At 70.2% G+C, this 24,462-nt stretch carries 20 protein-coding genes, 1 pseudogene and 1 riboswitch; of the genes and pseudogenes, 5 read left to right on the top strand and 16 right to left on the bottom strand.

What is annotated here, in order from left to right; translation table 11 throughout:
* Positions 1-22: 22 nt before the first annotated feature.
* From ACIOMQ_RS29740 to ACIOMQ_RS29720, 5 genes are all read right to left on the bottom strand, one after another.
* A complete protein-coding gene (locus ACIOMQ_RS29740) occupies positions 23-388 on the bottom strand; it encodes a hypothetical protein (RefSeq protein ID WP_402191110.1) in 366 nt (121 codons plus the stop codon).
* A 5-nt stretch (positions 389-393) separates the two neighbouring features.
* A complete protein-coding gene (locus ACIOMQ_RS29735; RefSeq protein WP_402191108.1) occupies positions 394-1,893 on the bottom strand; it encodes a hypothetical protein in 1,500 nt (499 codons plus the stop codon).
* Positions 1,894-2,394: 501 nt separating this feature from the next.
* Positions 2,395-2,853: a hypothetical protein gene (locus ACIOMQ_RS29730; protein WP_362203616.1), complete on the bottom strand. Its 459-nt coding sequence runs from the start codon at positions 2,851-2,853 to the stop codon at positions 2,395-2,397.
* Positions 2,850-3,800 carry a metallophosphoesterase family protein gene (locus ACIOMQ_RS29725; protein WP_401988526.1) on the bottom strand — a complete coding sequence of 317 codons (951 nt, stop codon included), beginning with the start codon at positions 3,798-3,800 and terminating at the stop codon, positions 2,850-2,852. The genes ACIOMQ_RS29730 and ACIOMQ_RS29725 overlap by 4 nt, the downstream gene beginning before the upstream one ends.
* Entirely contained in the window at positions 3,797-4,309 is a 513-nt protein-coding gene (locus ACIOMQ_RS29720) for a cupredoxin family copper-binding protein (RefSeq protein ID WP_401936078.1), read from the bottom strand. Before ACIOMQ_RS29720 ends, ACIOMQ_RS29725 begins: the two co-directional genes overlap by 4 nt.
* 636 nt (positions 4,310-4,945) lie before the next feature.
* Here ACIOMQ_RS29720 and ACIOMQ_RS29715 point away from each other — a divergent pair.
* Positions 4,946-5,122 (top strand): annotated as a pseudogene (locus ACIOMQ_RS29715) (IS5/IS1182 family transposase); the annotation flags it as partial.
* A gap of 65 nt (positions 5,123-5,187) precedes the next feature.
* Positions 5,188-5,355 carry a hypothetical protein gene (locus ACIOMQ_RS29710; RefSeq protein WP_402191139.1) on the top strand — a complete coding sequence of 56 codons (168 nt, stop codon included), beginning with the start codon at positions 5,188-5,190 and terminating at the stop codon, positions 5,353-5,355.
* Between the two features lie 25 nt (positions 5,356-5,380).
* On the opposite strand, the gene ACIOMQ_RS29705 is transcribed toward ACIOMQ_RS29710, so the two are convergent.
* The 4 genes from ACIOMQ_RS29705 to ACIOMQ_RS29690 all read right to left on the bottom strand — a co-directional run bounded on the left by ACIOMQ_RS29705 (position 5,381) and on the right by ACIOMQ_RS29690 (position 10,999).
* Positions 5,381-6,031 carry a thymidine kinase gene (locus ACIOMQ_RS29705; protein WP_362203607.1) on the bottom strand — a complete coding sequence of 217 codons (651 nt, stop codon included), beginning with the start codon at positions 6,029-6,031 and terminating at the stop codon, positions 5,381-5,383.
* A 65-nt stretch (positions 6,032-6,096) separates the two neighbouring features.
* A complete protein-coding gene (locus ACIOMQ_RS29700; protein WP_362203604.1) occupies positions 6,097-7,284 on the bottom strand; it encodes a nucleotide pyrophosphatase/phosphodiesterase family protein in 1,188 nt (395 codons plus the stop codon).
* The gene (locus tag ACIOMQ_RS29695; RefSeq protein WP_362203601.1) at positions 7,284-7,880 is read right to left on the bottom strand and encodes a DUF5998 family protein; all 597 of its coding nucleotides are present in this window, start codon (positions 7,878-7,880) and stop codon (positions 7,284-7,286) included. Before ACIOMQ_RS29695 ends, ACIOMQ_RS29700 begins: the two co-directional genes overlap by 1 nt.
* Positions 7,881-8,020: 140 nt before the next feature.
* A complete protein-coding gene (locus tag ACIOMQ_RS29690) occupies positions 8,021-10,999 on the bottom strand; it encodes a GNAT family N-acetyltransferase (RefSeq protein WP_362203598.1) in 2,979 nt (992 codons plus the stop codon).
* Between the two features lie 172 nt (positions 11,000-11,171).
* On the opposite strand from ACIOMQ_RS29690, the gene ACIOMQ_RS29685 reads away from it, so the two are divergent.
* Positions 11,172-11,453 carry an HPr family phosphocarrier protein gene (locus tag ACIOMQ_RS29685; RefSeq protein WP_266749172.1) on the top strand — a complete coding sequence of 94 codons (282 nt, stop codon included), beginning with the start codon at positions 11,172-11,174 and terminating at the stop codon, positions 11,451-11,453.
* Between the two features lie 165 nt (positions 11,454-11,618).
* On the opposite strand, the gene ACIOMQ_RS29680 is transcribed toward ACIOMQ_RS29685, so the two are convergent.
* The 4 genes from ACIOMQ_RS29680 to ACIOMQ_RS29665 all read right to left on the bottom strand — a co-directional run bounded on the left by ACIOMQ_RS29680 (position 11,619) and on the right by ACIOMQ_RS29665 (position 16,766).
* Positions 11,619-12,368, bottom strand: coding sequence for a GntR family transcriptional regulator (locus ACIOMQ_RS29680; RefSeq protein WP_362203594.1), 750 nt, complete (start codon positions 12,366-12,368; stop codon positions 11,619-11,621).
* Between the two features lie 266 nt (positions 12,369-12,634).
* Positions 12,635-13,447, bottom strand: a complete 813-nt coding sequence (locus ACIOMQ_RS29675; RefSeq protein WP_402191105.1) for a M23 family metallopeptidase — start codon at positions 13,445-13,447, stop codon at positions 12,635-12,637.
* 13 nt (positions 13,448-13,460) lie between these two features.
* A riboswitch (cyclic di-AMP (ydaO/yuaA leader) is annotated at positions 13,461-13,627 on the bottom strand.
* Positions 13,628-13,983: 356 nt separating this feature from the next.
* A complete protein-coding gene (locus tag ACIOMQ_RS29670; protein ID WP_362203728.1) occupies positions 13,984-15,366 on the bottom strand; it encodes a pitrilysin family protein in 1,383 nt (460 codons plus the stop codon).
* Between the two features lie 26 nt (positions 15,367-15,392).
* Positions 15,393-16,766, bottom strand: coding sequence for a pitrilysin family protein (locus ACIOMQ_RS29665; protein WP_362203587.1), 1,374 nt, complete (start codon positions 16,764-16,766; stop codon positions 15,393-15,395).
* Between the two features lie 280 nt (positions 16,767-17,046).
* Here ACIOMQ_RS29665 and ACIOMQ_RS29660 point away from each other — a divergent pair, with 280 nt between their 5' ends.
* On the top strand, positions 17,047-19,500 hold the full coding sequence (locus ACIOMQ_RS29660) for a DNA topoisomerase (ATP-hydrolyzing) subunit A (protein WP_402191103.1): 2,454 nt from the start codon (positions 17,047-17,049) through the stop codon (positions 19,498-19,500).
* A 43-nt stretch (positions 19,501-19,543) separates the two neighbouring features.
* Here the strand turns inward: ACIOMQ_RS29660 and ACIOMQ_RS29655 are convergent, their stop codons facing one another.
* Positions 19,544-20,677, bottom strand: coding sequence for a CobW family GTP-binding protein (locus ACIOMQ_RS29655; protein ID WP_402191101.1), 1,134 nt, complete (start codon positions 20,675-20,677; stop codon positions 19,544-19,546).
* Between the two features lie 21 nt (positions 20,678-20,698).
* Entirely contained in the window at positions 20,699-21,865 is a 1,167-nt protein-coding gene (locus ACIOMQ_RS29650; RefSeq protein ID WP_401936059.1) for a citrate synthase/methylcitrate synthase, read from the bottom strand.
* Between the two features lie 111 nt (positions 21,866-21,976).
* Between ACIOMQ_RS29650 and ACIOMQ_RS29645 the strand changes: the two genes are divergently transcribed.
* Positions 21,977-23,308, top strand: coding sequence for a citrate/2-methylcitrate synthase (locus tag ACIOMQ_RS29645; RefSeq protein WP_402191099.1), 1,332 nt, complete (start codon positions 21,977-21,979; stop codon positions 23,306-23,308).
* A 29-nt stretch (positions 23,309-23,337) separates the two neighbouring features.
* On the opposite strand, the gene ACIOMQ_RS29640 is transcribed toward ACIOMQ_RS29645, so the two are convergent.
* Positions 23,338-24,357: a LacI family DNA-binding transcriptional regulator gene (locus tag ACIOMQ_RS29640; protein WP_401263539.1), complete on the bottom strand. Its 1,020-nt coding sequence runs from the start codon at positions 24,355-24,357 to the stop codon at positions 23,338-23,340.
* Between the last annotated feature and the right edge of the window lie 105 nt (positions 24,358-24,462).

The following is a 24,462-nucleotide window of genomic DNA, read 5'->3' as shown; positions in this document are numbered from 1 at the left end:
ACGGCGGCGTCGCACCCGTTCGTCAGCCGCTCCATTGGACGTACTCCTCCAGAGGGGCCTGCGGCAGGACGAACCGGTTGACAGCCGGGGTGCACACGACGGGGCAGTCGGTGTCGATGCCCAGCCGCAGGCGCAGGACATCCGCGTAGCCGGCGGTCGGCGGCCCGTAGGAACGCAGGTTGTCGCGGAAGCGGGCCCGTGCGGCAGCGGTGTCCGCGGCGGCGTCCCCCTTTGCCGGCAGCGCTCCCGACCCGGCGGCGCGGGCACGGCGTTCGACGACGTCGGCCGGCGACGGCGGCCGGTCGGCGTATTCAGGCGTGGGCCGATCACCGTGGTCGAACGCCTCGCACAGGGCGTCCGCCAACGCCTCCGGGATGCCGCCGATCACCGCGATCACCTGCCGCGTCCGGGTGTTGCGGCTCGACGGTGCGCCGCGAGGAGGTCGGAGCGAAGGAGTTCGCCCAGGCGGACGCGGACGGACCATTGGATGTGCCGGGCGCACCGGCCGTACACCTCCGGGGACTGCCCTTCCGGATTGGCGATGTCACAGCGCGGATCCAGACACAGGGTGCGGTCCTCGGCCTCGGGTGCCACGGCGATCACCCTGTGGCGATGGGCCCGGGTCATGCAGTAGATGACGGAGCTGTCCCGGCAGAGCTCAGGGGTGACCGGGCGTGCTCGGTGAAGCCGGGGATTCCCCCGGCCCGGCACTCGGTCCAGTCCGAGCTCAGCGAGCGCGGACCGGGCGTCGGGAGCCATCGGGTCCCCGGGCCGCGTCGTCGCAACACCCGCGCTGGAGAACCGGAAGGCGTACGCGACTCCCGCCTCCGCGGCCTGGGCCCACGCGATGACCTCGGCCATGGGCGAACGGGAGGTGTTCCCGCCGCAGACGAACAGCACGCGGCACACCGCCCCGGTGGCGCGTGCCCGCCACCAGGTGACGGCCGACGGGTAGGACAGCGCCGCGGCCGCGCCGACGCCGAAGACGAGCGCGAGGAGCTGAGCGTCGCCCGGAGCTTGGAGCCCGGCCATCCACGCCAGCGAGAAGGAGGCGGCCAGACCGGACATCAGGCTGGCGAACGCCCATGCCGGCACGCCCCAGGTGTACACGCGCCGGTCGAGGTAGATCAGCGAAGCGAAGACGAACAGCACCTCGTACGCCACGCCTATGCCCGCCGCCGCCAACGCGACAGGGGTACCGAGGAATGTGGTGAAGCCCGCACGCAACTGTGCTTGCCCGGCCAGTGCCCCTGCCGCCAGCAGCAGAACCAGCCAAACAGGTGCGGCGACATGCTCCTCCACGAAGAAGCGGCGGTCTGTTGCGAGAACCCCCGACTTGGCCACCCGGCTCATGATTTCGAACCGGCCCACATAGCCGACGAGATAGATCAGGACGCTCAGCACGGCAGCCAGCGTGAGGTGGTAGCTGTTCACATCACCGAGTGCCACTGAAACCGCGATCAGGCTGAGGCACAACCCCACCCAGGAAGATGTCGTCACCCGCCGTTTGCGCGCCTTGTCGACCAACGGGGAGACAGCCAGAACTCCCCCGCGCATCAACAACAGCATGAAGAGGATCGAGATGCCGGAAAAAGTGTAGTTCATCGTGGTGGTGCCGATAATAAGCGAAGCAAAGAAGCCGGCTGCCAACGTTTCCCGACCCGCCGCTGGAATCCGACGTCCCCCGATCTCACCCCGCCGCATGTGCCGCCACCAACCCGACAGGGCTACGAACACAGGCATCACCACGAGCTGTCCGAGGGCGGCTGCGGGCAGCAACTCAAAGCCGTTGACCGGATTCCCCGAAAGCGGTGTCACTCCGCTGGCCAGTGCCTTCACCAGCATGGCGTACGGAACATACGATATGAAGTAACCAAAGGCGAGCCATCCCATGCGCAGGCCCCGTTTCCGATCGAATGTTCGGGACATTCCTACAGGTGGAGTGGCGAAGTGCGGCAGACCGTACTCAACCCCCGAGGGGTGCCCTGGGATCGATGTGCCCGTCGCTCGAAACAAACCCCGATATCTACTCTGGTTTTGGACCGAAACGCACGGTCGATTTCTGGACCGATTTGCACGGTCCCGCATTGCTCCCGCTCGTGACCACCTATTGTGCCGGTGTCGCGAACCGTCAGGGCGCGTCTCAGGGCAACAAAATCACGTCACCCCAAGACTGCGCATCTCGTGGCCCGTGCACAAAATTCGAGCCTCGTAATCAGCCAGGTGCGCTTTCCAAAAAAGTTTTACCGTTCACGCGGACACACGGTCGGCGCATGAAGCGCACGCTTCCTGTCCATAGTCCCTCTTCGACAGCCGGCCTGCCACTTGTCGGTCGGCTGGTGGGCCGCCGCACCGGGTGGTGTCCGCCGTGTGGGAGGCGCGTCGGTGTCTGGTTCATCTGTCCGGTGCCATGGTGCGGAGGTCGGGCCGCACTCGGCTGGTCTCGTCGTGGTGCGGCCGGGTGCGACGGTGTCGCCGGACCTCGAATGCCTGCCAGGCCACGACAGTCAGCAGAGTGAGCGTCTCGGCGATGAGGCTGAGCAGCGCCTGCGGGGCGGGCTGCAGGCCGCGTTCGGTGAATCCGAACAATCCGATGGTGCGGGATGTGGCGAACCCGGCGAGCGCGCCAATGGCGATTGCGGCGGCAGCGACTCGGAGTAGCAGGGGCGCCGCCAGCAGCAGAAGTGCGGCAACTGCGAAGGCGGCGCCGGCCTGCAGCAGGAACAACGGGCCGATGACGTGGATGGAGCGGTATCCGTCGATGTAGAGCTGGGCGTGGATGTATCCGCTTGCCGCGAGCGTGGCGGCGAGCACCAAGCGCAGTACGAGGGCGGGCAGGCTCCGGGTGCTCATGCGAGTTTCTCGTCCTTGACCGCCAGTGCGTGGCTGCCCTGCCGGTAGTTGACGGTGCGGATGCCAAGTGCGTCCTTGAGGCGTCCGGCGGGCAGCACCTGCGGAATGGGGCCGGGGCCCTGGCCGGGTTTGGGAAACGGGTAGCAGGTGGGGGCGGCCGAGTGAAAGGTGATGTTGCCCTCGGTCTTGGTGAAAAGCTGGTGGACGTGCCCATTGAGGCACGTGACTGACGAGAAACGACGCAGCATCGACAGCACCTGCACCGCATCGTCGGTGCCCCAGCCCCACTTCGGATACATCGCGAACAACGGGATGTGACTGAAGACGACGATTGGGGTGTCCGATGACAGGCCGGCGATGTCCTTGCGGACGAAATCGATCTGATCGCTGCCCAGGTGACCGAGTTGCTCAAGGTGCAGAGTGTTGACCAGCGCGATGAAGTGCACACCGTGAGTGTCGAAGCTGTACCAGCCGTCGCCGAGGGTGTTTTTGGCGAAAGCTTTTCGGTATGCGCGTCCGTTGTCCCCGATCGAGTCGTGCTCGCCCGGCACGGTGAAGATCCGGTCCGTGCGCAGATGCGACAGCATCTGCTTGACCTGGTCGAACTGGGCGGGGGTGGAAAGGTGTGTCAGGTCGCCGCTGTGCATGACGAAGTCGGGGCGGAATCCAAGTGAGTTGACCTGGTTGATCGCTGCGGTGAGCGTTCCGGCGACATTCAGGTTGGCAGGGCCGTGGAAGCCGATGTGGCTGTCGGAGATCTGCACGAATCGCAGGTCTGCGCTGCCCGCCGGGGTGGGGTCCGTCGAACCGGGGATATGGCTGATCACCTCTCCCCCGGTGACTGTCAAAATGACGGCGCCACCGAACCAGGCGGAGTGCCGCATGAGCTGACGGCGGGACATGCCGTGCTCGCCGTCACCACTGGAGTCGTGTGCGGGTCCGGTCATGGGGTCACCTCCACGGTGGCGGTCATGAACGGGTGGATGGTGCAGTAGTAGGGGTAGGTGCCGGGTTTGGTGAAGGTGTAGCTGTAGGTGTCGTTGGTGGCCAGGCCTGCCGACTTCAGCGGCCCGCCCGATCCTTGTTTGCTGGTGACGGTGTGAGTGTCGGGGTCGGTGTTGGTCCAGGTCACCTTCGTGCCCGCCTTGACCGTCAGTTTGGCCGGGGAGAACGCAAAGTTCTTGATCGTCACCGCGTTGGCGGCCGCCGGAGCGGACGATTGGCTGGCGGTAGGTGAGGTCGAGGGCGTGATCGGCGGTGGGCTGACCGTACCGCCCGTCCCGGTGGCACCGGGCGTTCCAGGCAGGGTCTGGCCAGTGCCGGGGCTCAGTGCGCCCGACGGTTTGGGTTGTGACGATCCGCCGCACGCACTGAGCAGTCCCAGTGCTCCGGCAACGGCGACAGCGGCCAGGCACATGCGTGACCGCCGGACCAGCACAGAGGAGTTCGCATTCATGGTCATCGTTCCTTCTACGCATTCCCCGCCGCACGGGCGGGTGTGATCCAAGACCGATCCGGGATTGGCCTTTTTCAGGCAGATAGGCGACCGGATTATGCCCCCTCGGGGGGGTATTCGAAGGGCGTAACCCGGTGGGTTACTTTAGGTGGGGGGTCAGTGGATTCCATTCAGCGAAACGAATCCCACAGCGAAGCCTTCGTTGTTTCACTGTGACGGCGGTAGCAGCCTGGCGCCAGGAGAGTTTCTGTGGTGTCCGTACCAAGGGCTGTCCCGTAATCCCCGGCGGGCGTGCGACGACAGCTACGGCACCTCGTTCCGGCCTCCTGACGTGGGCGGCGTCGCAGTGAGCCGGACCGTGCGGGTCGCCGTCCCCAGCGGTGCTGGGCGGTGCGTCGCCATGATCACTGTCCGCTTGCGACCAGCTGCCGCAGGGCACCGATCACCAGCGGTTCGGCGTCGGCGTCCAGGCCGGACGTCGGTTCGTCCAGCAGCCGACGGCGGCTACACCGGCCGCCTCGTCGACTTCGCCCGCGACAGACTCCGCATCACCCTTCAGGTCGTCAAGCGGAGCGAAGAGAGGACCGGGTTCGTGGTGCTGCCGAGACGCCGGGTGGTTGAGCGGACCCTGGGCTGGTCGAGTCAGGCGAACGATCAGGACGCCGCGGACGGGTCATCGAGCGGACCATGTCCTGGCTGACCGGCTACCACCGGCTCAACCACCGCTACGAACGTCGCACCCCGCAGCCACCTGGCCTTTCTCGGCCTCGCCGCCGCACCCTCTGCTGCTGCACACGCTTCCTCGAACTCACCGCACAGGACACCGTTCTGGGCTGCTTGCGGAGCTTCTTCTGGTTGCCTTTGACGATCACGATGCAGTGGGCTTCGCGACCGAGAAGGCAGTCGGCGTGCTCGCGCTTGGTGTGCATGGCGTCGCTGGTGACGACCACCCCGGCCAGGTCGGCCACAATGTCCAGCTGCGGCTGGAAGCAGGTGACGCGGGTGCAGGCGGAGACCGAGAGGCTCTGCAGACCACCGCACAGTGAGACACGGCCTTTCGGCCGACAACTCTCAGTCGGAGCCCACCGGCAGGACGTCCGGCGAGAGCGCGCCAGCACGGACCGAACCGCTCGTCATACGGCGACGATGGTGACGCCGGCACAACACCTCGTAGCCAACCTCCGCAGCGGGGCTGCTCACGTCACCGACCACGACCTGCTCACCTTCCACCACCATCTCGCCACCCACCGTGCGGGCGTTGTGCGTAGCACGCGCCCCGCACCAGCACATCGCCTCCACCTGCAGCGTCTCAAGGCGGTCCGCCAGCTCGATCAGCCGCCGCGAGCCAGGGAAGAGCTTCGTGCGGAAGTCGGTGGTGATCCCGAAGGAGAAGACATCCAGGCCCAAGTCATCCACGACCCGCGCCAATTGATCGATCTGCACCGGCTCCAGGAACTGCGCCTCGTCCACGATCAAGTAGTCGACCTTGCCGCCCTGCGACACCCGGTCGACGACATAGGCATACAGATTCATGCCCGGCACCGCCTCGACCGCCTCGGTCACCAGCCCGAGCCGTGAAGAGAGCTTCCCCTCCCCCGCACGGTCGTCACGGGTGAAGTTCAGACCCTGCAGCCCCCTCGCCGACCGGTTGTGCGCAATCTGCAGCGCCAGCGTGCTCTTTCCGCAGTCCATCGTTCCGGAGAAGAACACAAGCTCGGGCATGAGGGGCTGAGCACCTTTCGGGCGGGGCGAAGCGGACCTGGGGAGGAGGTGGTGGGGAAAAGCGGCTACGAGCGTACTTCAAGGAGTGGGACGAGCTGCTCGACGGGGGTCATCGAGCCGTGCATGCCCACCATCGCGGACTCGTGCGGCTCATTGACCGAGGCGGTGATCACCACGTCGTCGTGGGCCGCCGCGACGACATCGCCGATCCTGCCGTGCACACGCTCGTCGATCTTCGGACCGAACCAGCCCGCCTCGATCGCCTCGTCCCGGCTCGCCACCCAGAACTGCTCGCCGAGCACTTCCCGCCAGACGGTCAGCACGTCGTTCTCGGCCCCCGGGACCGCGTACACGTGACGGGCCCGGCCCTCGCCGCCGAGCAGGGCGACGCCCGCGCCCAGTTCCCAGTCCTCGTCGAAGTCGATCCGGGACTGCTCGTCGAAGGGGATGTCGATCATGCCGTGGTCGGCGGTGATGTACAGCGCCGCACGGGGTGGGAGCTGTTCGGCCAGACGTCGGGCCAGGCCGTCCACGTACATCAGCTGTCCGCGCCAGGCGTCGGAGTCGACACCGAAGCGGTGGCCCTTGCCGTCGACCTCGCTGTAGTACGTGTAGACGAGCGACCGGTCACCCGCCGCGAGCCGTTGGGCGGCGACGTCCATCCGCTCCTCGCCGGAGAGCCGGCCGAGGAACGAGCCCCCGCTGAGCGCGATCTTGGTGAGCGGGGTCTGCTCGAAGGCGGGGGCGGAGACCTGGGCGGTGCGCACCCCCGCGGCGTCGGCGAGCGTGAAGACGGTGGGGTACGGCTGCCAGGCCCTCGGCGGGGTCCACGGCTGCCAGCGCAGCTGGTTCATCAGCTCGCCGGTCTCCGGATTGCGCGCGGTGTACCCGGGAAGTCCGTGCTCCCCCGGCGGAAGTCCGGTACCGACCGACGCCAGTGATGTCGCGGTGGTGGCCGGGAAGCCCGCCGTGATCGGACGGCCGGTGCCACCGCGCGAGGTCGGGAGCAGGGAGTGCAGAAACGGTGCCTCGTCCGGGTGGGCCTTGATCTGCTCCCAGCCGAGGCCGTCGATCAGGAACACGCAGTTCCGGTCGGCGGGGGTGAGTTCGGGGATCGCCGCGGTGAAGCCGGGCACTCCCTGTCCCGCGGCGAGCGTGGGCAGCAGATCGGCGAGCGAGCCGCTGCCGTACTCGGGAACGGGGGCGGTTTCGACGGGGAGCGGGACGGGGTCCTGCCAGGCCGGCTGGGCCATCAGCGGCCGGTCGCCGCGGTCGCGGCCGTGGCTTCGGAGAGGGACTGCGCGAAGGCGAGGGTCTGGCGCACGGTGTCCGGGCCGTCACCGGCCTCGCTGACCCGCAGGCTCAGGTCGTCGGCGGTGGAGCTGCCGGTGTAGCCGTGGTCGGCCTCGCAGTTGGGGTCGCCGCAGGCAGCCGGTTCGAGATCGATGCGGGAGACCGCGCCCCAGCCGATGGTGAGGACGACCTCGCGGGGCAGTGTGCCCGGTACGTACTTCTCCGGATTGGCCACGACGCGGCTGACCACGACCGACGAGATCCGGTCGAGCTTGACCGACTCCGTGGAGGTGGTGGCGTACGGCGTCGGAGAGCTGGTGTCCGCGTTCTGCTCGTCGGTGTGACTGACGATGAAGCGGGTGTCCGTCAGGACCAGGACCGTGACATGGCGGCGCACCTCGTTGGAGTCGAAGGTGGTCTCCTGGTGCACCAGGTACGAAGCGACCGGCTCACCGCCCACGGCGGCCTCCACCGCCTCGGCCACGAGGGCCGGGTAGTAGCCACTGCGCTCGATCGCCGCGCGCAGCCCCTGGGTCGTCGTACCGGTCTTAGCCATGAGGACCATCCTACGGGGGGCGGATGACTGCCGGGGACGTTGTCCGGCAGGGCGACCGGGGCCCGGCGGGTGAGGAGACCGGCGCGTTCGCGGCCGTCCGGCGGCCGGGGACGGAGCGATGCTGGTCGGCGCGTGGCCGGTCAGTAGTTGGGGAGGCGACGGGGACCGAGGTCGGTACGGGCCGGGGGCGGCGAGAGGCGGACGCTCGCGCCGAGAACGGTCAGCCCCTGGGGGGAGACCACGACCGGTTCCAGGGCGATGGAGACGATCTCGGGATGGTCGTCGACCAGCCGGGACACCCGCAGCAGCAGCTCTTCGAGGGCCGCGGTGTCCACGGGCGCCGCGCCCCGCCAGCCGAACAGCACCGGGGCCGCCCGGATGGACCGGATCAGCTCGGCGGCGTCACGGTCGGTGGCCGGAACGAGACGGTGGGCGGTGTCGCCGAGGAGTTCGGAGGGCGCGCCCGCGAGCCCGAAGGAGAGGACGGCGCCCGCCGCCGGATCGATCGTGGCCCGCACGACGGTGTCGACACCGCGCGGCGCCATGGCCTGGACGACCGGTCGGAGTTCGGTGGGCTTGCCGAGCAGAGCGGTCAGTTCCCCGTACGCCCGGCGCAGCGCGCTCTCGTTGGCGAGGTCCAGCCGGACACCGCCGAGATCGGCGCGGTGGCGGAGGTGGGGCGCGGTGGTCTTGAGCGCCACGGGATAGCCGAGCCGCGCCGCCGCGGCGACGGCGGCTTCCGGGTCGGGGGCCGGCAGGGTCGGCCGTACGGTGATGCCGTAGCGGCCCAGGAGTTCGCCCGCCTCCTCGTGCGCGAGCGGCCTGCCCCGCGGATCGGGGTCCGGGCCGAGCAGGGCATCGATCAGGCCGGCGGCGCCCTGTTCGTCGATGGTGTCGTCGAGGAACTCGGGCACCTTGCCGGGCACGGCCGCCTGCCGTCGCCACTGCGCGTACCTCACCGCTTCGGCCAGGGCGCGCACGGCCCGCTCGGCGGCGGGGTAGGCGGGGATCCGGCCGGCACGGGTGCGGGGGCCGGAACCGGGGCCGGATCCTGCGCCTTCCCGGACGTCGGTGCCTGCCTTGCCTTCCGCGCCTGCCTTGCCTTCCGCGCCGGTGGCGGCGGTGGCCGTGCCGGGGTCGGCGGCCGAAGTGGTGTGCGCCGGGGCGGGGCCGGTCCGGGCTTCGGCTCCGGCGCGCGAGGGGGGCGCGGCCGAGGAGGGCTGCGTCGAGGGGCGCTGCTGCGCGACCGTGCTGGTGGCCACGGCGAGCGCCTCCGCCAGGCCGCCGATCTCCACGTGGACGACGGCCACCGGCTTGGCGGGGCCGGCCGCCGCGGCCGCGTGCAGGGCGGTCGCCAGTACCTCTCCGTCGCCCGGTTCGGCCTGGCCGTCCTCACCCACCCACGGGATGGCCGTCACGACCACCGAGTCGCAGCCGTCGTCGGCGAGGGCCTCGGCCAGGGCGTCCCGGAAGTCCTGCGGGGTCGCGGCGGTGGTGAGGTCGAGGGGCGGGCGCGGGCGCAGCCCCTCGGCCAGGCAGGCGTCGTACGTGAGCAGACCGAGCGACTCGGAGTTGCCGAGGATCGCGACCCGCGGGCCCGCCGGGAGCGGCTGGTCGGCGAGGAGCAGGCCCGCGTCGACCATCTCCGTCACCGTGTCGACCCGGATCACGCCCGCCTGCCGCATGAGCGCGGAGACCGTCGCGTCCGGGATACGGCTGACCGGCACCGCGTGGCCGGGCGGGGTGGAGCCGCTGTGCCGGGCGCCCTTCACCACGACCACGGGCTTCACCGCCGCGGTGCGCCGTGCGAGGCGGGTGAACTTGCGGGGGTTGCCGAGCGATTCGAGGTACAGCAGGGCGACGTCCGTGTCCGGGTCCTCGTACCAGTACTGCAGGAAGTCGTTGCCCGAGATGTCGGCGCGGTTGCCCGCGGAGATGAAGGTGGAGAGCCCGGCGCCGCGCCGGTAGAGCCCGGAGAGCAGCGCGATGCCGATCGCTCCGGACTGGGTGAAGAGGCCGATGCGTCCGGGAGCGGGCGGCTCGGGGGCGAGGGAGGCGTTCAGCCGGACGGCCTCGGCGTTGTTGATGACGCCGAAGGCGTTCGGTCCGATGATCCGCATCCCGTACGAGCGGGCCTGGCGGACCAGCTCCCGCTGCCGTTCCCTGCCCTCGGCCCCCCATTCGGCATACCCGGCGGAGAGCACGACCAGCCCCTGGACACCGTGCTCGCCGCAGTCGGCGACGGCCTCGGGAACCCGGTCGGCCGGAACGGCGACGACCGCGAGGTCGACCGGTTCGTCGATCTCGCCGATCGAACGGTGGGCCGGGACCCCGTCGATCGTGCCCTGGTCGGCGGCGAAGGCGCGGTTCACGGCGTACGCACGACCGGTGAAACCGGCCCCGAGGAGATTGCGCAGGACCGTGCGGCCGACCCCGCCGGGTGTGCGGCCGGTACCGATGACGGCGACGGAGCCGGGGGCGAGCAGCCGTTGTACGGAGCGCGCCTCGGCCCGCTGCTCTCGGCCGCGCTGGACGGCGAGGGACTCCGCGGTGGGTTCGAGGTCCAGGGTGAGGTGGACGGAGCCGTCCTCGAAGCTGCGCTGCTGGGTGTACCCGGCGTCCCGGAACACCTTGATCATCTTGTTGTTGGCGGGCAGCACCTCGGCCGCGAAGCGGCGGATGCCGCGCTCCCGGGCGACGGCCGCGATGTGTTCGAGGAGCGCCGAGGCCACGCCCCGGCCCTGGTGCGCGTCCTGGACGAGGAAGGCGACCTCGGCCTCGTCGGCGGGCGCGGAGGCGGGCCTGCCCCGCTCGTCGATCCGGTCGTAGCGGACGGTCGCGATGAACTCGCCGCCGACCGTGACCGCGAGCCCCACCCGGTCGACGTAGTCGTGATGGGTGAAGCGGTGCACGTCCTTGTCGGACAGACGGGGGTACGGAGCGAAGAAGCGGTAGTACTTCGACTCGTCGGAGACCTGCTCGTAGAAGCTGACCAGCCGTTGGGCGTCGTTCGTGGTGATGGGCCGGATCCGCGCGGTTCCTCCGTCACGGAGCACCACGTCTGCTTCCCAGTGGTCGGGGTACGCGTGATGCGGACTCTGCTCCGGCGAGGGCTGCATGCGCAAAGACTACGACTCCGTCAGCAGTCGCGTAGGCCCTGGGGCCGGGGCAGTCTGAGGGGGCCGAGCGGCGGTGCGGCACGGGCTGTACGCCTGCCGCGGGTCGGCCGGAGCATCGCGCACTGCGTGAGAGACTGGTCTAGACAACTATTGATTCGTGAAGGGCAGAACCATGGCTGAGCGCCGCGTCAACGTCGGTTGGGCCGAGGGCCTGCACGCCCGCCCCGCTTCCATCTTCGTCCGTGCCGCCACGGCTTCCGGCGTCCCCGTGACGATCGCCAAGGCCGACGGCAACCCGGTGAACGCCGCCTCCATGCTCGCGGTGCTCGGTCTCGGCGCGCACGGCGGCGAGGAGATCGTGCTCGCATCCGAGGCCGACGATTCCGAAGCCGCCCTGGACCGCCTGGCGAAGCTGGTCGCCGAAGGGCTCGATGAGCTGCCGGAGACGGTCTGACCCGTTTCCCGCCCTCTCCTCAAAGAGCCGCGACACCCTTGACCGGGTCCGCGGCTCTTTCGCATTCCCGGTCCGGGACGAGCAAATGTATTCCCGCGCGAAGGTAATTCGGACAGCCCGAAGAAAGCCTCACGGAATGGCGGCTCTTTTTATACGGCGTAATTGTTAATGCCGGACGCCTGTGGTGTTTACGGGATGTTGCGAAGCCCTCACCGGGCCGGTGCGGGAGGCGGCGGGTCCACGTTCCGGCCGGTCGGTGCGAGATGCCGCGGGTCCGCGTTCCGGCCGGTCGGTGCGGCGCAGCCGGTGCGCGGCCGCGGCCCGTTCGGCGTGCTGGGCGGCCATCGCCCTGGCCCGTTCCGCGTCGCCGCGCGCCACCGCGTCCACGATGGCTCCGCGTTCGGCCCAGCAGTCCGCCGGGCGGGCCGGCTGCTCGACCGCGTACATCCAGGCGATCTTGTGCCGGAGCTGGGTGAGCAGCGCGATCAGGCCGGGGCTGCCGGAGGCCTGCGCCAACGTCTCGTGGAACCAGCCGCCCAGCGAGCGCAGATCCTCCCCCTCGCCCCGCCTGACCCGCTCCTGGCCGAGCCTGACCAGGCCGCGCAGCACCTTGAGATGTGCCTCGGTACGGCGGTGCGCGGCGCGCGCGGCACCCAGCGGCTCCAGCAGCATCCGGACCTCCAGCAGGTCGGCCGCCTCCTGCTCGGTCGGCTCGGCGACACAGGCGCCCGCATGCCGCCGGGTGACCACGAACCCCTCGGACTCCAGCGTGCGCAGCGCCTCCCGTACCGGCACACGGGAGACCCCGTAACGGCGCGCCAGCAACTCCTCGGTGAGCCGGCTGCCGCGTTCGAAGACACCGGAGACGATGTCGTCACGGATTGCCGTGCATACCGAATGCGCGGGAATGTGCATGTCCGAACCTCCGCCTCGATCCCCGCGGAACGCGGCCGGCCGACGCCTGTTCCGCGACTCTATTCCAATGCGGCCGCATTTCCGATGCCGGGCGGAAATTCATGAATATCTTTTGGCCACGGGGGGCTCGACGGGCAGGAACCACGGGCGGGCGCGGGAGCCGGGCACGGCGGGTCGAGCACGGCGGGCACGGCGCGGCACCGCGGGCACGGCGAAGGCCCCGGCGTATCGCCGGGGCCTTCGAAGGGGTGCTGCGGGGGCGTCGGTCAGACGTTGACGCCATGAGCGCGCAGGTATGCGACGGGGTTCATGTCGGAGCCGTACGAAGGCGTGGTCCGGGCCTCGAAGTGGAGGTGCGGGCCGGTGGAGTTGCCGGTCGAACCGGAGAGGCCGATCCGCTGTCCCGCGCCGACACTCTGGCCGACGGAGACGCCGATCGAGGAGAGGTGGCCGTACTGCGTGTACGTGCCGTCCGTCATCCGGAGCACGATGTTGTTGCCGTACGCGCCGCCCCAGCCGGCCTCGACGACCGTACCGGCACCGACGGCGACGACGGAGCTGCCGGACGCGGCGTGGAAGTCTATGCCCGAGTGGCTGCCGGACGACCAGAGCGAGCCGCTGGACTTGTAGCCGGTGGTGACGTACGAACCGGCGACCGGGAGCTGGAAGGCCCCCAGGCGGGTGCGCTCGGCGGACCGGGCGGCGCGCGCCTTCTCGGCGCGCGCTTCGGCCGCGCGCTTCGCGTCGGCCTCGGCCTTCGCTTCCGCCTTCTTCTTGGCTTCGGCCCGCTTCTGGGCCTCTGCCTTGCGCTGAGCCTCCGCCTTCGCCTTTGCCGCGGCATCGGCCTGGCGGCGCTGCGCGTCGGCCTGGGCGCCGATCTGGCCGGCGAGGGCGCTGTCGATGGCGATGACCTGGTTCAGACCGGTCTCACTGACGGACGCGTCCGCGGCGAGGGCCGGCGAGGCCATGCCGCCGACGACGCCGGTGGTGGCCAGGGCCGCGACGCCGGCGATCTTCGCGCTCCTGCGCGTCAGTCGGCTCGGGGCACGATGCTTCCCGGTGGCACGGGTGAACGCCATGAAGTGGCTGGTCCTTTCCTTCCTTCTCGCCTACCGGGTTAGCTGACGGGTTCGGAGCAGGAAGGTCTCCTACGGACGCCCCGGCCTCACCGAGGCCCAGACATCCGATTCACCCCAGGGACTGCGTGGGTCCCCGGCTCCCCAGGCTCGCGCCTGACGGGGACTCGGCGATGGCTGCCCGGTACGTCGCGGATGCGGCATACGAGTGACGGACAGCCCAGCCGACGCTAAGCGGGGTCACTTTCATTCACCAAACGGACAGGCCGTTTTGTAGCGCATCCCACAGGACAGACAGGCAACCTCCCCACCAGAACGGACAAAAAGGAAGACCCTGGCGAGATCTCGCTCACAGGAGTCTTCCTCTTGTCCCGGTATGTGGACACATGACACCGGATGGTGGGCCGACTGGTGAGCCGACCGGTGCAGCCGACACTCGGTCCGCCCGGTCCGTCCTCCGCCGGACGGGGCGTCCGACCGGTGAGGCGGCACGGGCGGACCGCCACCGGCGGACCGCCACGCGCAACGGGCCGGCCCGGTCAGCCGGCGACCACCGACACTTCTCCGATGCCCAGTGCCCGGACCGGCTCCTCGATCTGCGCCGCGTCACCGACGAGGACCGTGACCAGCCGGTCGCCCGGGAAGGCGCTGACCACTGCCGCGGTCGCCTCGACCGTGCCCGTCTCCGCGAGCCGGGCGTACAGATGCGCCTGGTAGTCGTCCGGGAGGTGCTGCTCGACCTGGTCGGCGAGGGTGCCTGCGACGGAGGCCGCCGTCTCGAACTTCAGCGGTGCGACACCCACGAGGTTCTGCACGGCCGTCTCGCGCTCCTCATCGGTCAGCCCTTCGGCCGCCAGGGTCCGCAGTACCGTCCACAGGTCCTTCAGCGCCGGTCCCGTGGACTCCGTGTCCACCGATCCGCTGATGGCCAGCATCGCGGCACCGGTCGGCCCCGAGGCGGAGTCCGGGGCCGACGACCGCAGCACCTGGGCGAAGGCCCGCACGCCGTAGGTGTAGCCCTTCTCCTCGCGCAGCACCCGGTCCAGCCGGGACGTGAGCGTGCCGCCCAGGCAGTACGTGCCGAGCACCTGGGCCGGCCACACGCTGTCGTGCCGGTCGGCGCCGATCCGGCCGATCAGCAGTTGCGTCTGCACCGCGCCCGGACGGTCGACGATCACCACCCGGCCGGTGTCGTCCGCGGTGATCGGCGGGGCGGGACGGGGCTCGGCGGTGTCGCCCGACCAGTCGCCGAGGGTGTCGGCCAGCAAGGTGTCCAGGTCGATGCCGGTGAGGTCGCCGACGACCACGACGGTCGCCGTGGACGGCCTGACATGGGCGTCGAAGAAGGCACGCACGGCGGCCGAGTCGATCCGCTCGACCGTCTCCTCGGTGCCCTGGCGCGGGCGCGACATCCGCGCCGAGGCCGGGAAGAGCTCCTTGGAGAGCTGTTTGGCGGCGCGGCGGGCCGGGTTGGCCTGCTCGTGCGGGATCTCGTCGAGCCGGTTGCGCACGAGCCGCTCGACCTCGCTGTCGGCGAAGGCGGGCGCCCGCAGCGCCTCGGCCACCAGCGCGAGCGCCTTGGCCAGCCGGGAGGCCGGGACCTCCAGGGAAACCCGGATGCCGGGGTGGTCCGCGTGCGCGTCGAGGGTGGCGCCGCAGCGCTCCAGCTCGGCGGCGAACTCCTCGGCGGTGTGCTTGTCGGTGCCCTCGGAGAGCGCCCGCGACATGATCGTGGCCACACCGTCGAGGCCCTCGGGCTCCGCGTCCAGCGGGGCGTCGAGGAAGATCTCCACCGCCACGACCTGCTGGCCCGGGCGGTGGCAGCGCAGCACCGTGAGGCCGTTGGGCAGAGCACCGCGCTCCGGCGCGGGGAAGGCCCAGGGGCGGGCGACGCCGGGGGCAGGCTGCGGGTGGAACTGCATCGATACTCCAGTCGCGGCAGCGTCGGTCACTTGTCCGCTCCTTCGTGCGTGTCGGTGTCGTCGGCGTCGGTCTCGTCGGTGTCCGCCGATTCCGCGGGCTCGACCGGCTCGTAGACCAGCACGGCCCGGTTGTCGGGGCGCAGCTGGGACTTGGCGACCGCCTGAACCTCTTCCGCGGTGACGGCGAGCACCCGCTGCACGGCGGTCAGGGCGAGCTGCGGATCGCCGAACAGCACGGCGAACCGGCAGAGTTCGTCGGCGCGGCCCGCGACCGTACCGAGCCGGTCCAGCCACTCGCGTTCCAACTGGGCCTGCGCACGTTCCATTTCCTCGGGCGTGGGGCCCTCGGCGGCGAACCGGGCGAGCTCCTCGTCGACCGCGGCCTCGATCTGAGGCACCTCGACGCCGCCGGACGTCTTGACGTCCAGCCAGCCGAGGGAGGGCGCACCGGCCAGCCGCAGCAGCCCGAACCCGGCCGCCACGGCCGTACGGTCACGGCGGACCAGGCGGTTGTGCAGCCGCGACGACTCGCCGCCGCCGAGCACGGTCAGCGCGAGGTCTGCCGCGTCGCACTCACGGGTGCCGTCGTGCGGCAGCCGGTAGGCGGCCATCAACGCCCGCGCCGGGACCTCCTCATGCACTTCCTCGCGCAGCTGCTCGCCGATGGTCTCGGGGAGCGTGCCGTCGCGCGGCGGCTGCTTGCCGTCGTGGGACGGGATGGAGCCGAAGTACTTCTCGATCCAGGCGAGCGTCTGCTCGGGGTCGATGTCGCCGACGACCGAGAGCACCGCGTTGTTGGGCGCGTAGTACGTACGGAAGAAGGTGCGCGCGTCCTCGAGGGTCGCGGCGTCCAGGTCCGCCATCGAGCCGATCGGCGTGTGGTGGTAGGGGTGGCCCTCGGGGTAGGCCAGAGCCGTCAGCTTTTCGAACGCCGTGCCGTAGGGGACGTTGTCGTATCGCTGCCGCCGCTCGTTCTTGACGACGTCGCGCTGGTTCTCCATGGACTCCTCGTCGAGCGCGGCGAGCAGTGAGCCCATCCGGTCGGCCTCGAGCCAGAGGGCCAGCTCCAGCTGGTGCGTGGGCATCGTCTCGAAGTAGTTGGTGCGCTCGAAGCTGGTGGTCCCGTTGAGCGAACCGCCGGCTCCCTGCACCAGCTCGAAGTGTCCGTTCCCCTTCACCTGGCCGGAGCCCTGGAACATCAGGTGCTCGAAGAGGTGAGCCAGACCGGTGCGTCCCTTGACCTCGTGGCGCGAACCGACGTCGTACCAGAGGCAGACCGCGGCGACCGGGGTCAGATGGTCCTCGGAGAGCACCACGCGCAGGCCGTTGGCCAGACGGTGCTCGGTCGCTGTCAAGCCGCCGGAGCCGGCCTGGGCTGTGGCCGTGTGACCCATGGGCATGTACGTCCCTTCGATCGCGATAATGGATTTCCTGCGAGACCTGCCACTGTAAGCAAGCGCACAGGCACCTGGCGAAGTTCCCATACCGCGGAAGTTCGCGTGAAAGAGGGGCGCGTCCCCCGCAGGACGGCCGCCAGACCCCTCTCGGCAGGGGTCGCGAACGCCTCTTGGGACGGGTCGAGGTCGGCGATGTCAGTGCGGCGGTCCACAATGGTCCGCGTCAGAACCTGAGGTTGCCCGGACAGAATCCGTCAGAATCCGTGAAGGAGTCGCAGCAGCGATGGCCCGCCGCAGCACGAAGACCCCGCCGCCGCCGGACGATTTCGAGGAGAAGATCCTCGACATCGACGTCGTCGACGAAATGCAGGGCTCCTACCTCGAGTACGCGTACTCGGTGATCTACTCACGGGCCCTGCCGGACGCCCGCGACGGCATGAAGCCGGTGCACCGCCGCATCGTGTACCAGATGAACGAGATGGGCCTGCGCCCGGAGCGCGGCTATGTGAAGTGCGCCCGCGTGATCGGCGAGGTCATGGGCAAGCTGCACCCGCACGGTGACGCGTCGATCTACGACGCGCTGGTGCGGATGGCGCAGCCGTTCTCCATGCGGCTCCCCCTCGTCGACGGGCACGGGAACTTCGGCTCGCTCGGCAACGACGACCCGCCGGCCGCCATGCGGTACACCGAGTGCCGGATGGCCGACGCGACGTCGCTGATGACGGAGTCGATCGACGAGGACACCGTCGCTTTCCAGTCGAATTACGACGGCCAGGAGCAGGAGCCGGTCGTCCTCCCGGCCGCCTATCCGAACCTCCTGGTCAACGGCACGACCGGGATCGCGGTCGGCATGGCGACCAACATGCCGCCGCACAACCTGGGCGAGGTCATCGCCGCCGCCCGCCATCTCATCAAGCATCCGGGCGCGGACCTGGAGACCCTGATGCGGTTCGTCCCCGGTCCCGACCTGCCGACCGGTGGCCGGATCGTGGGCCTCGGCGGCATCAAGGACGCCTACGCGGCCGGCCGCGGCACGTTCAAGATCCGCGCCACCGTCGCCGTGGAGAACGTCACGGCGCGCCGCAAGGGCCTGGTCGTCACCGAACTGCCCTTCAGCGTCGGCCCGGAGAAGGTGATCGCCAAGATCAAGGACCTGGTCTCGGCGAAGAAGCTCCAGGGCATCGCGGACGTCAAGGACCTCACCGACCGCGCGCACGGGCTGAGTCTGGTCATCGAGATCAAGAACGGCTTCGTGCCGGAGGCCGTGCTGGAGCAGCTGTACAAGCTGACGCCGATGGAGGAGTCCTTCGGCATCAACAATGTGGCGCTGGTCGACGGCCAGCCGCTCACCCTGGGCCTCAAGGAGCTCCTGGAGGTCTATCTCGACCACCGCTTCGAGGTGGTGCGCCGGCGCAGTGAGTTCCGCCGGACCAAGCGCCGCGACCGGCTGCACCTGGTCGAGGGACTCCTCATCGCGCTGATCGACATCGACGAGGTCATCCGGCTCATCCGGTCCAGCGACAATTCGGCGCAGGCGAAGGAGCGGCTCATCGAGCACTTCTCGCTGAGCGAGACCCAGACGCAGTACATCCTGGACACCCCGCTGCGCCGGCTGACCCGTTTCGACCGGATCGAGCTGGAGAGCGAGCGGGACCGGCTCAACGCCGAGATCGACGAGCTGACCGCCATCCTCGATTCCGACACCGAGCTGCGCAAGCTCGTCTCCTCCGAACTGGCGGCGGTCGCCAAGAAGTTCGGCACCGACCGGCGAACCGTGCTGCTGGAGTCGGCCGGCTCGCAGGTCGCCTCGGTGCCGCTGGAGGTCGCGGACGACCCGTGCCGGGTGCTGCTGTCGTCGACCGGCCTGCTGGCCCGTACCGCCCATGACGATCCGATCGTCTTCGCCGAGGACGCCAAGCGTGCCAAGCACGATGTGATCGTGTCGGCCGTGCCGGCGACGGCCCGGGGCGATGTGGGCGTGGTGACGTCGACGGGGCGGTTGCTGCGGCTCGCGGTGATCGATCTGCCGCAGCTGCCGGACACTCACGCGGCGCCCAGTCTGTCGGGCGGGGCGACGGTTTCGGAGTTCCTCACGCTGGAGAGCGACGAGGAGGTCATCTGCCTCTCCACGCTCGACGAGGCCTCTCCCGGTCTGGCGATCGGCACCTTGCAGGGGGTCGTCAAGCGGGTGGTGCCGGACTATCCGTCCAACAAGGACGAGCTGGAGGTCATCACCCTCAAGGACGGTGACCGGATCGTCGGCGCGGCCGAACTGCGCACGGGCGAGGAGGACCTGGTCTTCATCACGTCCGACGCGCAGCTGCTGCGCTACCCGGCGGCGCAGGTACGGCCGCAGGGAAGGCCCGCGGGCGGCATGACAGGCGTCAAGCTCGCGGCGGACGCCGAGGTGATCTCGTTCACCGCGGTGGATCCGGCGGTGGACGCGGTGGTGTTCACGGTGGCGGGCTCGCACGGCACGCTGGACGACTCGGTGCTGACGTCCAAGCTCACCCCGTTCGATCAGTATCCGCGCAAGGGCCGGGCCACTGGTGGGGTGCGCTGCCAGCGGTTCCTCAAGGGCGAGGACGTCCTGGTGTTCGGCTGGGCGGGCGCGACGCCCGCCCGGGCCGCGCAGAAGAACGGCACGCCGACCGAGCTGCCGGAGCCGGACCCGCGGCGTGACGGTTCGGGGACACCGCTGGTCAAGCCGGTCGCGGTGGTGGCCGGCCCCGTCTAGGACATGGCGCGGGCAGCCGACCGCAGGGGCGGAGGAGCTGCCGCTACGCGTCGCCGTCGGGCCCTTGTACGTACCGCAGGACGCCCCACATGCTTCGCTCATGTGCGGCGTCCTGCGTCGTGCCCGGTGCCGGGGCGGCGCTCTCGCGGCAGTCGGCCAGCTCCTTGTGCAGCCGGTCCGGGTCGATGCCCGAGCCGATCAGCACCAGCTGGGTGAGGTGCGGTTCGTCGCGTGCCCACGGCCGCGGGGCGAATCTCAGGAACCTGCCGACCGCGTGCAGGACGTACGTGTTGTCGCGGTCGCCCACACCGAAGTCGACGAACCCCTTGATCCGGTAGAGGCCGTGCGGCCTGGAGTCGAGGAACTCCATCAGGCGGCGGGGGTTCATCGGTACGTCCGAGGTGAAGGAGACGCTCTCGTACGCGGCATGCAGATGGTGCTCGTGCCCGGCGCCGGCCTCTTCCTCGGCCCGTTCCGCCAGGAGCAGGTCCTCGAAGGTGAGCTGGCGGGCCTTCTCCTCGCCGTCCGGCCGCAGCGCCGGGTCGAAGAGCAGCTCGGGGTCGACGCGTCCGTATGAGGCACAGATGACGGCGGTCGCGCTGCCGCGCTCCGCCTCGCCGCCGGCCGGGGCGCCCGTAGCGGCGACGGCGTCCCTGATACGGGCCTGTTCCTCGCTCCCGACCCGGTCGGTCTTGTTCAGCACGACAAGATCGGCGACGGCGAGATGGCGTTCGATCTCCGGATGACGCTCCCGGGTGGCGTCGAACTCGGCGGCGTCCACGACCTCCACCAGGCCCCCGTACACGATGTGCGGGTTGTCGCTGGCCAGGAGCATGCGCACCAGCTCTTGTGGCTCCGCCAGCCCGCTGGCCTCGATGACGATCACATCGAGGCGGGCGGCGGGCCGGGTCAGCGTCTCCAGGAAGGTGTCGAGCTCGCTCGCGTCGACCGCGCAGCACAGGCATCCGTTGCCCAGCGAGACCGTCGAGCCGACCTGTCCCGAGACCGTCATGGCATCGATCTCGATGGAACCGAAATCATTGACGATCACGCCGATCCGGTTTCCCGCTCGGTTGCGGAGCAGGTGGTTGAGCAGCGTCGTCTTGCCGGATCCCAGGAACCCCGCAAGGACGATGACCGGGATCTGCTGCTTGCGGGGCGGGGACGACGGGCTCAACGGAGACCTTCCTCGGAGACGTCAGGGCGCCGGGACCGGCTGCGGCGGGGGCGTACCGACATAGCGGGCCGCCGGGCGGATGATCTTCGAGTCCGCCGCCTGCTCCAGGATATTGGCGCTCCAGCCGACCACCCGCGCCGCGCAGAACGTCGGCGTGAACATCTCGCGCGGCAGCCCGCACAGCTCCATGACGACTCCGGCGTAGAACTCGACGTTGGTGTGCAGCTCACGGCCGGGCTTGAGCTCGGCGAGGATCGCCTCGACCTGCCGCTCGACCTGGACGGCGAAGTCGACGAGCGGGCCGCCGAAGCCCTGGGCGATGCCCCGCAGCATGCGTGAGCGGGGGTCCTCGGTGCGGTAGACGGGGTGGCCGAAGCCCATGATCCGCCCGCCCGCGAGCACCTGCTCGCGGATCCAGCCGTCGATGCGGTCGGGGGTGCCGATGGCATCCAGCGTGTCGAGGGCGCGGCTGGGCGCTCCGCCGTGCAGCGGTCCGGAGAGCGCGCCGACGGCCGCCACCAGACAGGCCGCCACATCGGCTCCGGTGGAGGCGACGACCCGGCCGGTGAAGGTCGAGGCGTTGAAGCCGTGGTCGATGGTGGAGATCAGGTACTGCTCCACGGCCCTGACCCGTGCGGCATCCGGTACGGACCCGGTGAGCATGTACAGGTAGTTGGCCGCGTGGGGCAGATCGTCGCGCGGCTCGACCGGTTCGAGACCCTGGCCGAGCCGGTGCAGGGCGGTGAGCACGGTGGGGACGGCGGCGCAGGCGGCCAGGGCGTCGCTCCGGCGCCGGTCGGCGTCGATGTCGTACACCGGCTGGAATCCGGCCGAGGCTCCGAGGAGCGAGAGGGCGGTGCGCAGACCGGCCAGGGGCCCCGAGGCCGCTCCGGCGCGGGCTATGGCGGGCAGGGCCGCACGGACCTCGGCGGGCAGATGGCGCAGCGCGGCGGTGCGGGCGGCGAATTCGGCACGGGCCGCGGCATCGGGCAGCGCGCCCTCGAACATCAGGTACCAGACGTCTTCGAAGCTGCGGCTCTGCGCGAGGTCGATCGCCGAGTACTGCCGGTAGTGGTAGAAGCCCTCGCGTCCGCGGACATCGCCGAGGGCCGTGTCGGTGACGACGACACCCGCGAGTCCTCGGGGTACGTCGAGCGGGGTTCGGGTTCCGCTGGTCATGGTCGGCATCTCTTTCCTCGGTGACCCTCTCGACGGGTCTCATCAATATTGATTCGACCATCTATGGTTGACTTCAGTTCTGTCAATGTTGATTGAATCAATATGGATACGGTTGGCGGCATGAAGGATCAAGCAGCATCCGGTGACGACCGCGACGCGACCGACTCGCGCCGGCTCAGCACCCGGGAGACGGCCACGCGTCTCGGCGTGAAGCCGGAGACGGTGTACGCGTACGTCAGCCGGGGGCAGCTGAGCAGCAGGCGCGCTCCCGGCGGGCGCGGCAGCACGTTCGACGCGGCGGAGGTCGATGCGCTGGCCCGGCGCACGGGCCGCCGGGACCCCTCCCCCGCCACCGGCGACCTGGTCTTCCGTACCGGCATCACGCTGATCGAGAGCGACCGCTACTACTTCCGTGGCGTCGACGCGACCGAGTTGGCCGGGCGGTACGCCTACGAGGAGGTCGCCGAATGGCTCTGGACCGGCGATCTGCGGCCCGGCATCCGCTTCACCGCACCTGACGAGGCGCTGGCCGCGGCACGCCGCGCGGTCCACGCGCTGCCCGCGCACAGCGGTTCGACGGACCGGCTGCGGGTGGCCGTGATCGCCGCGGCGGCCGCCGATCCGCTCCGCTTCGACCTCTCGCGGGAGGCGGTGCTCGCCAGTGCGCGGAGTCTGATCCCGACCCTGGTCGAAGCGCTGCCCCTGGCAGCGGACGTATCGCCGGCGGGCGACGCGGCCGAAGGGGAGGCAGCCGGGAGTGGGGCCGAAGCAGGGGCGGCCGGGCTGGCCCGGCGCCTGTGGCCGAAACTCACCGCCCGACCGGCCGACGAGCCTTCGATCGCCACGCTGGACACCGCCCTCGCCCTGCTGATCGACCACGATCTCGCGGCATCGACGCTGGCCGCCAGGGTCGCCGCGTCCGCCCACGCCCATCCGTACGCGGTGGTCTCCGCGGGCCTCGGAGTGCTTGAGGGCCCCTTGCACGGGGCGGCGAGCGGCCTGGCGCACCGAATGCTGACCGAGGTCCTGGAGCGGGGCAGCGCGGTCCCGGTGGTCGCGGACCATCTCCGTACCGGACGCCGGGTGCCGGGGCTCGGCCATCGCCTCTACGGCGCGGAGGACCCGCGGGCGCGGACCCTGTTCGCCCTCCTCGCGGACGTCCCGCAGGCGGCTCCGGCGCTTGCCGCGGCGCGCGACGTGGTCACCACGACCGCCCGCCACGCACCCCTGCACGCCAATGTCGATCTGGCGCTCGCCGTGCTCTCGGTCTCCTCCGGCATGGCCGCGGAGGCGGGCGAGACGGTGTTCGCGGTGTCGCGCACGGCCGGCTGGATCGCCCACGCCTTGGAGGAGTACGGGGAACGACCGCTGCGCATGCGTCCCACCGGCCAGTACGGAGGCCCCTGCCCCCCTCAGCCGCTACCGACCGCCACGGGCGAACCGCCGCAATAGGCAGTCCGCACAGCGCAAAATTACGACAGTCAGCGGGAGACTGTGCGCGGCGGCCGCGCGGTGGAGCCACGCACGACCAGTTCCGGCTCGAAGAGCAGTTCGTCGGAGGGCACCGCGCGGCCCCCGATCTGCGCGCAGAGCAGTTCGACGGCGGCGCGCCCCATGGCTTCGATCGGCTGCCGGACGGTGGTCAGCGGAGGATCGGTGCAGTTCATGAAGGCCGAGTCGTCGTAGCCGACGACCGAGACATCGGCGGGGACCGAGAGGCCGCGGCGGCGCGCGGCGCGCACCGATCCGAGCGCGAGCGGGTCGCCTGCGCAGATGATGCCGGTGACTCCCCGGTCGAGCAGGCGCGTGGCGGCGGCCTGCCCGCCCTCCAGCGAGAACATGGTCCTGGCCACCCACTCGTCCGGCACGGTGGCGCCCGCCGCCTCGGCGATCGCGTGGGCGGTGGCCAGTTTGCGCTGCGAGGGGACGTGACCGGAGGGGCCGAGCACCAGGCCGATGCGCTCGTGGCCGAGCGAGACGAGATGGCGCCAGGCGTGTTCCATGGCGACGGAGTCGTCGCAGGAGACCCCGGGGAACCCGAGGTGAGCTGTGGCCGCGTTGATGAGAACGACCGGGATCCTGCGGTCCGCGAGCAGTCCGTAGTGATCGTGCGGGGCGTCGTCCTGCTGGTAGAGCCCACCGGCGAAGACCACGCCCGACACCTGCTGCTGAAGGAGCAGTTCGACGTAGTCGGCCTCGGAGACGCCGCCCATGGTCTGGGTGCACAGCACAGGGGTCAGGCCCTGCTGGGCCAGCGCACCGCCGACGACCTCGGCGAAGGCGGGGAAGATCGGGTTCTGCAGCTCGGGCAGGACCAGGCCGACCAACCGGGCCCGCTCACCGCGCAGCTGGGTGGGGCGCTCGTATCCGAGGACGTCGAGCGCGGAGAGGACAGCCTTCCGGGTGGCGTCGGAGACGCCGGGCTTTCCGTTGAGCACCCGGCTGACCGTGGCCTCGCTGACTCCCACCTTCTGCGCCACCTGCGCAAGCCGTCGCGTCATACCCGCAAGAATAGTGCAAAAAGCGCAAGCCGGTTGCGTAAACCTGAGATCGAGGAGGTCCGGGAAGGCCCAGGGGAATTCGGGAAGGCCCAGGGGAATTGCGGA

The sequence above is a fragment of the Streptomyces sp. NPDC087845 genome, from assembly GCF_044742755.1.
Lineage (GTDB): Bacteria > Actinomycetota > Actinomycetes > Streptomycetales > Streptomycetaceae > Streptomyces.
The sequence above is the reverse complement of the archived record's forward strand: the minus strand, read 5'-3'. Positions and strand labels throughout refer to the sequence as shown.